General features: G+C 64.6%; 13 protein-coding genes. 8 read left to right on the top strand and 5 right to left on the bottom strand.

Going from position 1 to position 14,419, the window contains the following annotated elements:
• Positions 1–13 precede the first annotated feature (13 nt).
• Both BDW16_RS14070 and BDW16_RS14075 read left to right on the top strand, forming a co-directional pair.
• Positions 14–1,147, top strand: a complete 1,134-nt coding sequence (locus BDW16_RS14070) for an epoxide hydrolase family protein (protein WP_066580733.1) — start codon at positions 14–16, stop codon at positions 1,145–1,147.
• On the top strand, positions 1,144–1,563 hold the full coding sequence (locus BDW16_RS14075; RefSeq protein ID WP_066580735.1) for a PaaI family thioesterase: 420 nt from the start codon (positions 1,144–1,146) through the stop codon (positions 1,561–1,563). The genes BDW16_RS14070 and BDW16_RS14075 overlap by 4 nt, the downstream gene beginning before the upstream one ends.
• On the opposite strand, the gene BDW16_RS14080 is transcribed toward BDW16_RS14075, so the two are convergent.
• A complete protein-coding gene (locus tag BDW16_RS14080) occupies positions 1,560–2,180 on the bottom strand; it encodes a cysteine hydrolase family protein (protein WP_198585796.1) in 621 nt (206 codons plus the stop codon). The genes BDW16_RS14075 and BDW16_RS14080 overlap by 4 nt on opposite strands.
• A 115-nt stretch (positions 2,181–2,295) precedes the next feature.
• On the opposite strand from BDW16_RS14080, the gene BDW16_RS14085 reads away from it, so the two are divergent.
• Both BDW16_RS14085 and BDW16_RS14090 read left to right on the top strand, forming a co-directional pair.
• Positions 2,296–3,225: an alpha/beta fold hydrolase gene (locus BDW16_RS14085; protein ID WP_066580737.1), complete on the top strand. Its 930-nt coding sequence runs from the start codon at positions 2,296–2,298 to the stop codon at positions 3,223–3,225.
• On the top strand, positions 3,222–3,992 hold the full coding sequence (locus tag BDW16_RS14090) for an SDR family NAD(P)-dependent oxidoreductase (protein WP_066580739.1): 771 nt from the start codon (positions 3,222–3,224) through the stop codon (positions 3,990–3,992). The genes BDW16_RS14085 and BDW16_RS14090 overlap by 4 nt, the downstream gene beginning before the upstream one ends.
• 180 nt (positions 3,993–4,172) lie before the next feature.
• Here BDW16_RS14090 and BDW16_RS14095 read toward each other — a convergent pair whose 3' ends face one another.
• The 4 genes from BDW16_RS14095 to BDW16_RS14110 are packed head-to-tail and all read right to left on the bottom strand — an operon-like array spanning position 4,173 to position 10,330.
• Positions 4,173–6,179 carry an oxidoreductase gene (locus tag BDW16_RS14095; RefSeq protein ID WP_066580741.1) on the bottom strand — a complete coding sequence of 669 codons (2,007 nt, stop codon included), beginning with the start codon at positions 6,177–6,179 and terminating at the stop codon, positions 4,173–4,175.
• A 16-nt stretch (positions 6,180–6,195) separates the two neighbouring features.
• Positions 6,196–7,005 (bottom strand): SDR family NAD(P)-dependent oxidoreductase, encoded by an 810-nt coding sequence (locus tag BDW16_RS14100; protein ID WP_066580742.1) that lies wholly within the window; start codon positions 7,003–7,005, stop codon positions 6,196–6,198.
• A gap of 38 nt (positions 7,006–7,043) precedes the next feature.
• The gene (locus BDW16_RS14105; RefSeq protein WP_338417956.1) at positions 7,044–8,207 is read right to left on the bottom strand and encodes an acyl-CoA dehydrogenase family protein; all 1,164 of its coding nucleotides are present in this window, start codon (positions 8,205–8,207) and stop codon (positions 7,044–7,046) included.
• Positions 8,204–10,330 carry an acetate--CoA ligase family protein gene (locus BDW16_RS14110; RefSeq protein ID WP_125958866.1) on the bottom strand — a complete coding sequence of 709 codons (2,127 nt, stop codon included), beginning with the start codon at positions 10,328–10,330 and terminating at the stop codon, positions 8,204–8,206. Before BDW16_RS14110 ends, BDW16_RS14105 begins: the two co-directional genes overlap by 4 nt.
• Positions 10,331–10,525: 195 nt before the next feature.
• On the opposite strand from BDW16_RS14110, the gene BDW16_RS14115 reads away from it, so the two are divergent.
• From BDW16_RS14115 to BDW16_RS14130, 4 genes are read left to right on the top strand one after another with little or no spacing between them, the layout of a single operon-like run.
• Positions 10,526–11,308 (top strand): enoyl-CoA hydratase/isomerase family protein, encoded by a 783-nt coding sequence (locus tag BDW16_RS14115; protein ID WP_066581663.1) that lies wholly within the window; start codon positions 10,526–10,528, stop codon positions 11,306–11,308.
• Positions 11,309–11,311: 3 nt separating this feature from the next.
• Positions 11,312–12,490 carry an acyl-CoA dehydrogenase family protein gene (locus tag BDW16_RS14120; RefSeq protein ID WP_066581660.1) on the top strand — a complete coding sequence of 393 codons (1,179 nt, stop codon included), beginning with the start codon at positions 11,312–11,314 and terminating at the stop codon, positions 12,488–12,490.
• Between the two features lie 10 nt (positions 12,491–12,500).
• Positions 12,501–13,619 carry an acyl-CoA dehydrogenase family protein gene (locus tag BDW16_RS14125; RefSeq protein WP_066581658.1) on the top strand — a complete coding sequence of 373 codons (1,119 nt, stop codon included), beginning with the start codon at positions 12,501–12,503 and terminating at the stop codon, positions 13,617–13,619.
• Positions 13,616–14,419 (top strand): enoyl-CoA hydratase/isomerase family protein, encoded by an 804-nt coding sequence (locus BDW16_RS14130; protein ID WP_066581657.1) that lies wholly within the window; start codon positions 13,616–13,618, stop codon positions 14,417–14,419. The genes BDW16_RS14125 and BDW16_RS14130 overlap by 4 nt, the downstream gene beginning before the upstream one ends.

Raw genomic sequence — 14,419 nt, forward strand, 5'->3', positions numbered from 1 at the left:
CAAGGAGGGACCGATGGTCAAGGCATTTGCAGTTGAGTGGAGCGAGCGCGAGGTCGAGGCGCTGAAGGCCCGGCTGGCGGCCTGTCCGCTTCCGCCGGCGCCTCAAGGTTCCGGCTGGGCGCTGGGTTGCGATCGGGATTTTCTGGAGCGGTTCCGCGACCGGTGGCTGAACGGCTATGACTGGCGTGCTGCCATGCGCGATCTCAACCGTTATCCGCAGTTCATCGCGGAGATCGACGGCCAGACGATCCATTTTGTCCATATCGAAAGCGCGGTCGCGGATGCGCGGCCCTTGTTGCTCACCCATGGCTGGCCCGGTTCGCATTACGAATTCTGGTCGGTGATCGAGCCATTATCGGCCGCGGGGTTCGATCTCGTGATCCCGAGCCTTCCTGGCTATGCATTCAGCGGCAAACCCGATCAGCCGATCGGGCCGAAGCGAACGGCAGCGCTGTGGAACCGGTTGATGCGCGAGGTCCTGGGCTATCCCCACTATCTTGCGCAGGGAGGCGATTGGGGGGCGACGGTGACGTCGCAGATCGGTCTCAACCATCCCGAAGGCGTGCGCGGCATCCATCTCAACATGCTGGGCCTGCGCAGCACCGAACCACCGCAGAATGAGGCGGAGATCGCCTGGATGGCGAAATCCGGCGCCGCGCAGCAGATGCTCGGCGGCTATTCGGCGTTGCAGATGGTAAAGCCCCTCTCGCTCGGCTGGCTCGGCGCAGGCAATCCGCTGGGACAAGCAGCGTGGATACTCGAGCGGTTTCACGACTGGGCCGATCTGTCCCAGGGCGATCTCGAGACCCTATTCGGTCTCGACCATCTGATCACCAACGTCATGCTCTACATGATGACCGACAGTTTCGCCTCGTCGCTTTGGTTCTATCACGGACTGATCCGCGAGGGAGGGATCAATGTGGCTGCCGGGCAGCGTTGCGAAGTGCCGACCGGCTTTGCTGCCTTCCCCGGTGATGCGCTCATGCCGCCACCGCCCAGGAGCCGGGTCGAGCTCTGCTTCAATCTCGTCCACTGGACCGAGCCGGGCATGGGCGGGCATTTCGCCGCGATGGAGGCGCCGCAGGCCTTCTCCGCCGATGTGATCAAATGGGCCGACAAGGTCTGGCTGACGGAGACTCACGCATGACCGACTTGATTCCCGACGGGTATAGCTATGCCGAGTCGCCAAGCGCATTCCCGAATCATGTCGGGCGCATCTTCCACAAGACGGTCGAAGTGCCCGGTGGCGAGCCGGAGAAGTGGGTCGCGCTCTATGTCGAGGACCATCATGTCAACAGCTGGGGCATGGCACATGGGGGCCTGATCGCCTTCCTCGCGGAAGTCGGAACCGCCGGCGCTGCCTGGGATCCGGCTGGGCCGCCCGTGGTAACGATCTCCCTCACCATCCAATTCCTTCGCGCGCCCAAGCTCGGTCAGTTGCTGGAGGTGCGGGCTAAAGCTTCGCGCCGGACCCGAAGCCTGGTGTTCGTCGATGCGCAGGCCTTTGCCGGTGGCGAGCTTCAGTTCACGGTAACCGCGGTGAACAAGGTGATCGGCGGCTAGGAGGGGCGGTCGAGCGCCGCGATCACCTCGTCCGCCGTCGTGATGCGCGCGAGCATGCGCAACTGTTCGGTGACGATCACGCGATGCGTCTCGGGGTCGGCGCCTGCGGTGCAATCTTCCGGGATCACGACATAATAGCCCAGATCGACGGCGGTCATGGTGTTGCCGGGCATGGCGATATTGGTCGAGACGCCGGTGAGCACCACCGTCTGGATGTCCATGCGCCGCAGCGTCGCATCCAGATTGGTCCCGTTGAACGCGATCAGGCCGGCGGGCCGGTCAAGCACGAAGTCCTGAGGATGCGGCTTCAACTGCGGCACGAATTCCGCCTCGACGCTCCCTTTTTTGAGCTTGCCGCCCTTCAGCGTCAGCGCGTTGATCAGCGAATTGGGCTTGATGTCGGCGAGATCGTCGCGATGGACGACGGGGGCATGAAATACCGGCAGCGCCCTGGCGCGGAATGCATCGGCGAGCGTCGCGATACGATCGAGGATCCCGCGCTCGGCAACCTGGTCGGCCAGCCCCCTGAAGCCGGCATAGGCCGCATCGACGACACCAAGCTGGCATTCGTTAATGATCAGCGCGGCGCGACCCTCGATCTTCATTTCCTTCGCCATGGCATGCTCCTCTCCGGCGATCCGGGTTAGCGCAAACGAGCCGTCTATTCCCGCACATCCTTGATCAAATGCGCCGGACATTGCGGCGTTGCGCGCAGGCGGGAAGAGGTAGGGCATGGACCAGATGAAGCCAGCCGGAGTGCTTGCCCCCTATGCCGGTGCGCCGCCGCCTGCGCCTGCATGGTATCGATGGGCAATAGACCAGCTACCCGAGCGATCGACCTTCGAATGCGACGGCGTTCCCGTCGAGCTGCTGACATGGGGTGAGGTCGGCAAACCCGGTCTGCTGTTCCTCCATGGCGACAGCGCCCATGCGGACTGGTGGTCCTATACCGCGCCCTTCTTTGCCGACGAATGGCGATGCGCGGCGATCTCCTGGACCGGGATGGGCAGTTCGGGACGCCGTCCTGGCTACACATTCGACGCATGGGCCAGGGAGGCGATCGCTGCGATCGACGCCGCTGCGCTCGACAATGGCACCGGCACCATGGTCGTCGCGCATTCGCTGGGCGGCTATCCAGCGCTCATCGCCAGCGCGCGCGAGCCCCGCATCCGCGGCATTGTCTCGCTCGACAGCGCCATCATCCCGCAGGATCTGATGGCGGAGGTGCCGCGCCCGAAGCCTCGCCCGCACAAAGTCTATGCGAGCGAGCAGGAGGCGCTCGGGCGGTTCCGCTTCATGCCGCCGACCATCGGCGACCAGCATTATGCGGTGGATCACATCGCGCGGCGCGGCCTGCACGAAGCGGAGGGGGGATGGACATGGCGTTTCGATCCCGAAATCTGGCGCGATCTTGAAAGCCGCAGCGGGGAGAATCTCGCCGACTTGCCGCGCAGGGCGAAGTGCCCGCTGGCGCTGGTGGTCGGCGAACGGTCCGAACTGATCCGCGACGAAATCGCCACCTATATGCGCGGCATCTATCCCGAAGGAACGCCCTTCATCGGCATCCCGGATGCAGGACATCACATCATGGCGGACCAGCCGCTGGCGCTGATCGCCGCGCTGCGGAGTTGTTTCGCCTATTGGCCGGAGAGGACGCCATGAAGCTTGCAGGCAAACGGTTCATCGTCACGGGGGCGGCGACGGGCATGGGCGCGGCGACCACCGCTGCGTTCGTTCGCGAAGGGGCGAAAGTCACCGGCTTCTATCGCAGCAGGGGCTATGAGGCATTGGCCGAGCGCCTCACCGGCGAGGCTGGATCGGTGCACTTCCTGAAGGTGGACGTTGCCGAACAAGATCAGGTGTTGCCGGCATTTGCGCAGGCCGTGGACTGGCTTGGCGGGCTTGATGGCCTGATCCACGCGGCCGCGATCTGCCCGACCACGCCCGCGGAAGATATCCGCCACGAGCAGTTGATGGACGTGCTTCGCGTCAATGTCGGCGGGACAATGCTGACCAACCAGGCCGCGCTGCCCTATCTCAAGGCCAATGGCGGCGGACGGATCATCAACTTCGCGTCCTCTACCGGTGCGACGGGGTCGGCGATCAAGGCCGACTATGCCGCGTCGAAGGGGGCGGTGATGGCATGGAGCCGATCGATCGCCACCGCCTGGGCGAAGCATGACATCACGGTCAATATGATCTGCCCGGTGATCAGCACCGACATGTATCTGGCGACGCGCGCGGCGATGACCCCTGAGCAGCTTGCTGCGCATGACGCCTCGCTGGCGACGTCGATACCGCTGGGCGGGAGGTTCGGCGATGCCGAACGCGATTTCGCGCCCGTGGCGGTATTCCTGGCCGGCGACGGCGCCGGGTTCATGACCGGACAGATGTTCTCGGTCGATGGTGGCGTCTTGATGGTACGATAGTCATGAGCGTGGGGCGGGGATCAGCCGCCCGGACCGACCGCGGCTTATAACGGCTTGCTGCCTCGGACTCGCTGACCATTCTCCTGCAACTCGCGGGCGCCGCATTCCGGGTATCCTCTGCGACATGAAGGCCGGCCCATGATTGCGGGTCCTTGTCGGCCGTTGCCCGCCATCCGCGGGTCAGCAGGCCAGTTTCGGCATTCTCGCATATTGCGCGCTCAGCGCCTGAACCGCGCGGTAGGACATGTGCACGGCATCACCGATGCGCCCGACCTGACGGCTGTCGCCGACCACGCTGACGGCGATCCCGGCATCGCCCAGCGCCGCGGCCAGTTCGTCGGCGGAGCGGCGCCCTTGGGCGAGCAACAGGCGATCCGCCTCGATCTCGCGTGCGACGCCGCCGGTTTCGATCGTCACCTTGCGATTCCCGACGCTGCGGACATGACTATTGTCGACAATCGTGATGAGTGGATTTTCGTGCAGGCGGCGCAGCAGGCCCATCCGATAGACCCACTCCGCCGAGCGGGCGAGCTTGTCGGCGGGGGAGCGACTGACCAACGTCACATGGACGCCGTGATGCGCGCAGAATTCCGCCGTCTCGCAGCCGGTCTCGCCGCCGCCATAGACGATCGCATGCTGTCCTTCGGTCAGCCCGAGGTCGCGCTCGCGCATCAACAGGTCATAGGCATCCATCACGATCGGATCGTCCAGGCCCTCGATGGGCAGGTCGATGCGGCGTGTGCCCGCAGCAAGGATCGCGACATCCGGGTTCAGCGCGAGGATATCCTCCAGTTCCGCACGCTTGCCGAAATGACGGATCACGGCGCTTTCGGCCAGTCGGTTGCCCAGATAATCCGAATACCAGAACAGCTTGTCCTTGCCCGGCGGGGTGGCCGACGCGATGATGCCGCCGCCGGTGAAGGCGCGGGTCTCGAAGATGTGTGTCTCGAACCCTGATTGCTGCAACAGCAATGCCGCCGACGCGCCGCCCGGACCTGCGCCGATCACGACAGCGCGCTTGCCCTTGCCCATATCGACCGGAATCGGCGGATCGAGTTCGGTGCCTGTGCGCGGATTTTCAGCGCAGCCGACCTGGACGCGCCCCGGATGCGGGCTGATGCACCAGTTGCAGGAGGTGCATGGACGGATCAGGTCGCGGCGGCCCGCCTTCGCCTTGTTCGCCCATTCGGGATCGGTCAGCATGGGCCTGCCCAGCGCGATCAGATCGGCATCGCCGCTCGCGACCGCCTGTTCTCCCGTCTCGGGCCAGCGGATCTGTCCGACGGCGATCACCGGGACGCCCGTCGCAGCCCGGATGCGCGCCGCATAGGGAATGCGCCAGCCCTCGGGCATCGACATCGGTTCTACCACTTTTTCGAAGGCTGGGCCGACACCCCAGCCCATCGAGACATGCAGCGCATCCGCACCCGCTTCGACCAGCCTCGGTGCGATTTCTTCCATGTCATCGATCGTCAGTCCGCCGGGCCGGAACTCATCGGCGGAGAGCCGATAGACCAGCGGCAGCTCACCCAGTTTCTCACGCACCGAGCGGATCACTGCCAGCGGGAAGGCAAGGCGCCGTTCGGCGTCGCCGCCCCACTCGTCGTCCCGTTTGTTGCCCAGCGGCGACATGAATTGCGTCAGCAGATAGCCGTGCGCGCCATGCAGCTCGACGCCGTCATAGCCGGCCTCGACGGCCAGCGCGGCGGTGTTGCCAAAGGATATGACGAGCTTTGCGATCTCTTCGGACGTCAGTCCGCGGCAGGTCATCTGTTCGGGATCGCGCTTCGAGAAGATGTCGCTTGGCCCCACCGGCATACCGCCGGGCAGCACCTTGCGATTGGCATATTGGCCGCAATGCTGGATTTGCATGAAGATCTTCGCACCCGCATCATGGATGGTGCGGACCAGACGGCGATGGCCGTCGAGATTCTTCCGGTCGTCCAGCGTCAGCTGATATTCGTGCGCGCGGCCGGTATCGGGATCGACACAGGTATATTCGACGATGATCAGACCCATGCCGCCCAGCGCACGCTCGCGGTAGAAAGCGATCATCGCCGGCGTGACCTCGCCTTCCAGCCCGCCCAGCTCGGTCGACATCGGCGCCATCACCAGCCGGTTCGGCAGTTCGACGCCGCGCAGACGCAGCGGCGTGAACAGATTGGGATAGGCGGTCGAACCGGTCATTGGGTGCGGGCCTCGTTCAGGACAGCGACGGGGAAAGACCCCCGTCGACATGGAAATTGATACCGTTGATGAAATCCGACCGCGGGCTTGCGAGCATGACGACGGCATAACCGATGTCGCGCACCTCGCCGATCCGATTGACCGTCTGCCCGCCGCCTTTGGCGATATAATCCTCTGCCTTGGCGAGGTCGTCGCCCCAGCCGCGCTTTTCCGCCATCTTTCTGAGGATCTTGATCAAGCCTTCGGTGCGGATCATGCCGGGGGAGACGCTGTTGACGGTGACACCGGTCTGTTTCAGCGCCTTGGACAGGCCGAGCGACATGTTGAGCATCGCCGCCTTGGCTGGACCATAATCGGCTTGCCCGGAAGTCGGCGTGATCGCGGCGGCGGTACTGATGTTGATGATCCGGCCCCAGCCGCGCTCCTTCATCTCGGGCGCGAAGGCGTGAATCAGCCGAACCGCCGCCAGCGTGTTGCGCTGATAGGTATCGACCCATTGACCCGTATCATAGGCGAACCAGTTGGGGCTGTCCGACACGGCGCTGCCACCGGCATTGTTGACGAGGATGTCGATGCCTCCGAACGCAGCGTTGGCGGCTTCGGCGACGGCGGCGCATCCCTCCGCGGTGGACAGATCGCCGCTCGCGGTCGCCGCCCGATAGCCCTGATCGGCGAGACGCTTGGCGACCGCATCGACGCGCGCGGAATCGCGGCCGTTGACGACAACCGATACCCCTTCTGCCGCGAGCATTTCGGCGATGGCGACGCCGATCCCCGAGGAACTGCCGGTGACCAGCGCCCGCTTGCCTTCGAGATTCAGTTCCATGCCGCTCCTCATTCTCTCTGGCTGGCCGGGAAGAAGGGTCAGGCGCGCTGATTGAAGCGGCGGCCGACCAACGCCGATGCGATATTGGTTTTCTGGACGTCGGTTGTGCCGCCCGCGATGCCCCAGGCGTAGCTGTCGCGCACGCGCTGCTCCATGCGATACTCCTTGGAGTAGCCATAGCCGCCCATGATCTGCAGCCCCTTGGACGCGACCTCGACCACCATTTCGTTCGAAAAGCATTTGGCGAGTGAGCTGTCGAGGATCGAGGGCAGACCCTGGCTGGCGTTCACCGCGGCGCGATAGATCAGCAGGCGTGACGCTTCGACCTTCATCGCCATTTCGGCGAGCTTCAGCTGGATCGCCTGGAAATCGACGATCGGCTTGCCGAACTGATGGCGTTCCTGCGAATATTCGGTCGCCTCCTCCAGCGCAGCGGCGGCGATGCCCAGGCCCATGGTGGCGTTGCCGCAGCGTTCGAGGCTGAACGCGGTCATCAGCTTGCCGAAGCCGCCCTTGGGCACGATCAGATTGTCCTTCGACACGCGTACTTCATCGAGATAGATGTCGGCGGAGGGGATGCCGCGAAAGCCCATCAGACTTTCCGGGCGTCCGAAGCTGATCCCTTCGCGCTCCTTCTCGACCAGCACCGCGCCGATGCCCTTGGCGCCCGGCTCATCATCGAAGCGGCAATAGACGATGTAATAGTCCGAATGGCCGCCGCCCGAGCACCAGCGCTTCTGGCCGGTGAGGACGATCTCGTCACCGTCATAGCGGGCAGCGGTCTTGAGATCGGTGAGCGCGGTGCCTGCTGCAGGTTCGGACATCGAGACCGCGACGATCTTCTCGCCCTTGATCACCTCGGGCAGGATACGCGCCTTGAGCTTGTCGCTCGCGAAATGCTCGACGGTGCGGACGGGACCCGTGGCGCTCTCGAAGATGGGCCATGCGACGGCCGGCGAAATCATTGCAAACTGTTCGAGCACCAGCAGCGCTTCGAGATGCCCGAGGCCCAGGCCGCCATATTGTTCGGGCAGGTTGATGCCCAGAAAGCCCATTTCGGCGTAGCGTTTGCGCATCGCGTCGGGGAGCGGCATCGCCTTCTCCTCCATCTCACGCGAAAGCTCCATCAGCTCGGATCGCGCAAATTTCCTTGCGGTTTCCTGTAGTTCTTTCTGGTCGTCGCTAAGCTGGAAATCCATCATTCTGCCTTTGTCTCGATCACCGCGTCGAGCGCGACGACCCCGCCTTGACCGGGCCGGGCCACAAGCGGGTTCACTTCGATCGTCGCCAGCGTGTCGCGATGCTGCACGGCGAGGATCGACAGGCCCGAAATGGCCTTTGCCAGTGCCTCGATGTCGTGGCGCGGTGATCCGCGCCATCCGGTCAGGAGCGGCGCGGTCTTCAGGCTCCCGATCATCTTCAGCGCTTGCGCCTCGCTGACCGGGGCCAGGGCGCACACCGTGTCCTTGATCAGTTCGACCAGTGTCCCGCCAAGGCCGAAGGTGACGACGGGGCCGAACGCTTCATCCTGGTGGATGCCGACGATCGTCTCGACCCCGCCGCTCACCATTTCGGAGATCAGATAGCCGTCGATCCTTGCATCCGGCAGCTGCTGCGGGATGCTATCCGCCATCCGCGTGACCGCATCATGTACCGCCTCTGCCGACGCGAGGCCCAGTGCGACGCCCCCCACTTCGGTCTTGTGCAGGATATCGGCGGAAACCACCTTCACGACGACGGGGAAGCCTATGCTCGCGGCAAGCCGCATCGCTTCCTGCGCATCGCTCGCCAGCGCTTCCTTGGGCGATAGCACCCCGACCTGTTCCAGCAGCGCCTTCGCTTGCGCCTCGTTCAGCTTGCCGTGAACGCCGAGCGGTGTCGCGGCGGGCAGCGCCAAGGGCTCGGGCGCAGGTTGCGCGAAGGTATCGCGGAACTTCGACAAAGCCGAGAGCGCAGCGATGGCGCGCGAGGGGTCCTCGAACGCGAGCAGTCCCTTCGCATCATATTCGCGAACCATTTCAGCGTCTGTCGTGACCGAGACGAAGACGAGCTGGTCGGGCGCGCGGGCATGGGCATTGGCAATCGCCTGTTGCAACGGACGAGCCATCGAAGGCGCGGCACCGGCGATGCCGAGAAAGATCAGCGTCGCGTCGAATGCGTTGGAAGCGAACACCGCATCCAGCGTCTTTTCCATGATGTCATGGTTGGTGGTGACCAGCCCGGTCATGTCGATCGGATTGGCGGGCGAGCAATGCGGCACCAGCGCTTTCAGCGCGGTCTGGGTTTCCGAAGGAACCGTGCCCATCTTCAGGTTCGCGTCGCTGACGAAATCGGCGATCTGCACCCCGACTCCGCCGGAGATGCTGATCACGCCGACGCGCGGCCCCTTGGGTAGCACCCCCTTGGACAGCGCATAGGCGATGTCGAGCAGTTCGTCGGTCGTGCGCGCCCGGTGGACGCCATATTGGTCGAAGACCGCGTCATAGATGCTGTCCTCGCCGGTCAGCGATGCCGTGTGGCTTGCGGCCGCGGCGCTTCCCTCGGCCGTGCGACCGACCTTCATCATCACGACCGGCTTGTTGGCGCGGCGGGCGCGGTCGAGCGCTGCGATCAGCTTGTCCGCGTCGCGCAGCCCCTCGATATAGGCCAGCAGCACGTCGCTTTCGTCCTGGCCCGCCATCCACCACAATGCGTCGCCGATATCGACATCGGCTTCGTTGCCGGTCGTTACCCATTGGCTGATGCCGAGGCCGCGCCGGAACAGATGCTTCATCAGATAGCCGCCATAGCCCCCGCTCTGGCTGGCGACGGCGATCCGGCCGGGGGCAGGAACCCCCTCTTCCAGCGCCGAGGCGAAGGTGCCGTAAAAGCGGGCATGGGTGTTCATCAGGCCCATGCAGTTCGGGCCGAGCAGCCGCATGCCCGCCTCGCGCGCTGTCGCCACGATACGGTCCTGCCGCGCGCGACCCTCCTCGCCCGTTTCGGAGAAGCCGGCGCCATACAGCACGGCGCTCTTCACACCCCGTGCGATGCAATCGTCGATCGTCTGCTGGGTCGCGTCGGCGGAGATGGCGAGGATCGCGCAATCGACGGGTCCGGGCACATCCAGAATCGACGGATAAGCGGTCAGCCCCTGAATCTCCGGACGGCCCGGGTTGACCGGATAGACCGGCCCTTCGAAGCCCGCTTCGAGCAGATACTGGATCGGACGCCCGCCGAAGCGTCGCTGGTCGCTTGATGCGCCGATGACGGCGACGGAGCCGGGCGCAAACAGTGCGGTCAGGTTGTCGGCTGCCGGCGAAGAAGGTTTGAGTAAAGTGGCCATGATTGGGCTGCCTTTGACCTGAAGCTGCGGCGCTTCCAACCGTTACGCCGAAACCAACACATCCATGCTAACCCCTGCAATGAGGCCTGCACCGGTATACGCCCGCCGACCAACTGGATACATCAACAATGCCAATTCAGCGCCGGACAGCGGGATCATCGCGTCTGTCGAGCGGTATTTGATCACAGGGGCTTCATGTCGGAATTCATTCTGCAGCGCGAACAAGATGGCGTCGTCGTCTTGACGCTGAACGTGCCGCAATTGCGCAACGCGATCTCGCTCGAAATGCGTGAAGCGTTGCTTGGTCATTTGCGCGAAGCGGGCAACAATCCCGACATTCGGGCGGTGGTGCTGACGGGGGCCGGAGGCAATTTCTGTTCGGGCGGCCAGTTGCAGCCGACCAACGGCGCGGCCGCGCCGGATGCGCAGCGGACCAAGCGCAACATCGCGATCCTGCAGGACATTGTGCGGTTGCTGAGCGGCGGGCCCAAGCCGACGATCGCGGCGGTCGAGGGGTATGCCTATGGCGCGGGCATGTCGCTCGCCACGGCCTGCGACGTGCTGGTGGCGGGCGAAAGCGCACGTTTCTGTGCATCCTTTGGCAAGATCGGGTTGATGGCGGACGCAGGGATGCTCTGGTCGCTGCCGCAGCGCGTCGGGCCGGGGCGCGCGCGCGAGATGATGCTGACGGGGCGGGTCGTCGAAGCAGCTGAGGCTGGTGCCCTGGGTCTGGCGAACCGCGTGGTGCCTGCAGGAAGCGCACTGGATGCAGCCCTGGAAGTTGCTGCGGGCTTTGCCGGTATCGCTCCGCTTGCCATTGCCGCGATGAAGCGGGTCATGGCGCGCGGACCGAATTCGCTGGAAGACGTGCTTCATGCCGAAAGCGACGCTCAGCCGGTCCTGGCGTTGAGCCAGGACTATGTCGAGGGCCGCACTGCGTTCAAGGAGAAGCGCGCGCCGATGTTCCGGGGAGCCTGAACGATGGATTTGACGATTCCGCCTGAAGCCGAGGCGTTGCGCCAGGCGATGCGGGGCTTCCTGCGCGACCAGCTTCCTCCCGAACTGGCGGAGGCGACGCTCTATGGCAGGAAGCTGAGTAAAGGCGATCATCAGCGCTGGCAGCGGATCCTGGAAAGGCAGGGCTGGCTGGCGCCGAGCTGGCCCACGCAATGGGGCGGCACCGGCTGGGGGCCGCTCGAGCGCTTCATCTGGGACGAGGAATCGGCGCTGGCGGGCGCGCCGCGCGCGAATATCCCCTCGCTCGACCTGCTGGGGCCGGTGATCGTCGAATTCGGCACCGAGGCGCAGAAGCGGGAATTGCTGCCCCGGATCCTGTCAGGCGAGGACTGGTGGTGTCAGGGCTTTTCGGAGCCGCAGGCCGGGTCTGATCTCGCTGCGCTTCAGATGCGAGCGGTGCGCGACGGCGACGACTATATCGTCAACGGCACCAAGCTGTGGACCAGCTGGGCGCACATGGCGAACAAGATCTTCTGCCTGGTCCGCACCTCCGCGGACGGACCCAAGCAGGCAGGGATTTCGTTCCTGCTGATCGACATGGAACAGCCGGGCGTGACGATCAGCCCGATCCTGACACTGGGTGGCATGCACGCGGTCAACGAGGTGCAGATCACCGATGTTCGCGTGCCGGTCGCCAATTTGCTGGGCCAGGAAGGCGATGCCTGGACCATCACCAAATTCCTGCTGGGGCACGAGCGGCTGGTCGGCGCCGGCATTGGCCCGAGCATGGCGTTGTCGCGGCAGTTGCGCGGCGCGCTTGGCCGTATCGGGCCGGGCGGAGCGCCGCTGGGCGATGATCCGGTTCTCGCCCAGCGCGTCGCGGAGGTCGAGACCGATCTGCTGGCGCTACGCTACACCGCGTATCGCGTGCTGGCCGATGAATTGTCGGGCAAGGCACCGGGGCCGGAAGTCTCGGTGCTCAAGATCCGCGGCGGCGAGGTCCAGCAGGCGCTGACCGAATTGCTGATGGAGGTCGGCGAGATCGTCAGCCTGACGCATCCCCTGACCGTGTCAGAAGGCGTGGTGCCGATCGAAAGCGCCTATATGGCGCAACAGCATTTCGACCGGCGCAAGCTCACCATCTACGGCGGCAGTTCCGAGATTCAGCGCAACATCATTGCGCGCCGGCTGCTGAACGTCTGAGGGCGGAACGATGGATTTTCATTACGACGACAACCAGCAGATGCTGCATGACACGGTCGACCGGTTCCTGACCGACAAATACAACCTCGTTACGCGGCACAAGCTGCTCGGCGACCTCGAGGGACAGGCACAGCTATGGCGTGAGATGGCGGAACTGGGCCTGATCGGCGCCGCGTTCCCCGAAGGGGTCGGCGGCTATGGCGCATCGCCCGTCGATGCGTTGGTGGTGATGGAGCGTTTCGGGCGGCATCTGGTGACGCTGCCCTATCTGATGACCGCGATCGTGTGCGGCCGGCTGCTGATTGCGGGCGGGCGCACCGATATGATCGAACGGGTGATCGCGGGCGATGCGCGGTTGGCGCTGGCGGCGGGCTCGACGCACGTGCTGCGCAGCGCGGAGCATCACAGCTTTACCGCAGCTGCAGCGGGCGCCGGCTGGACGATCAGGGGACGGATGCCAGTGGTGATCGGGGGGGACAGCGCGGACACGTTCATCGTGGCGGCGCGGACCTCGGGCGCATTGGGGGATCGCGACGGCATTACCTTGTTCCTCGTCGATGCAGACCAGGTTGCCCGCCGCAGCTTCCGCATGATCGACGCGCACGGCGCGGCGGAAGTCGTGATCGACGCACTGAGCGTCGGCGAGGATGCGGTGCTGAGCGAGATCGGCGGCGGCGTTGCGCTGGTCGAACTGGCGCTTGACCATGGTATCGCTGCAGCATGTGGCGAGGCGATCGGGTCGATGGGCCATCTCGTGCCCGCCACTGCCGAATATACCCGCACCCGCGAACAATATGGCGCGCCGCTCGCCAAGTTTCAGGTGCTGCAACACCGTATGGCGGACATGTATATCCAGACCGAAACGGCGCGCTCGATGGCCTATGTCGCGTCGATGTCGCTCGGCGACACCCCGGTGGAGCGGGCACGCATCGTCTCCGCCGCCAAGGTCCAGATCGGCAAGTCGGGCAAGTTCGTCGGCTATCAGGCGGTGCAGCTTCACGGCGGCATGGGCGTGTCCGAGGAGCTGGATATCGGCCATCACTATATCCGCCTCAACACGCTGAACCAGATGTTCGGCGATCCCGCTTTCCATCTGCGCCGCTTCGCAGCGGCAGGAGCACCGGCATGAAATTCGACTATTCCCGCTATGACAAGCTCAGCGTCCAGCTTGACGATGCTGTCCTGCGCTTGACGCTGAACCGGCCCGAAAAGCGCAACATCATCGACGATCCGGTGAACGAGCAGATCTCGGATGCCTTCCATGACGCGACGTTCGACGAGCGAGTGCGGTGCGTGGTGTTGTCCGGCGAGGGCAAGTCGTTCTGCGGGGGCGGCGATTTCGCCCAGATGAAGCGCAAGGTCGAGGATCCCGGACTGTTCTTCAAGGGCATCTGGAACTCGCGGCGGCTGGTCTATACCGTGCTGGATTGTCCCAAGCCGACCATCGCCCGGATCCACGGCCATGCGATGGGTCTGGGCGCGACGCTGCCGTTGCTCTGCGATTTCGTGGTGGCGACGGACGATACCAAGATTGCCGACCCGCATGTCAATATCGGGCTCGTCGCGGGCGATGGCGGGTCGCTGATCTGGCCGCAGATGATGGGCTACGCCAAGGCGCGCAAGTTCCTGATGCTGGGCGAACCGATTACGGGCAGGGAAGCTGCGGATCTTGGTCTGATCGCCGAATCCGTCTCGACGCTTGAGGAGGCAACCGCGCTCGCCGATCGCTGGGTCGAAAAGCTGGCCAATGGTGCGAGCATGTCGATCTACGGCACGAAGATGACGATCAACCAGCCGCTGCGCCAGCTTGCACATGCTGCGATGGATACCGGCATGGCCTATGAAGGCCTGTCCAACATCAGCCGCGATCATGCCGAGGCGATCGAGGCCATCGGCGAAAAGCGCAAGCCGAACTTCAGCGGGGAGTGA

The sequence above is a fragment of the Sphingomonas koreensis genome (genome assembly GCF_002797435.1).
Classification (GTDB): Bacteria; Pseudomonadota; Alphaproteobacteria; order Sphingomonadales; family Sphingomonadaceae; genus Sphingomonas; species Sphingomonas koreensis.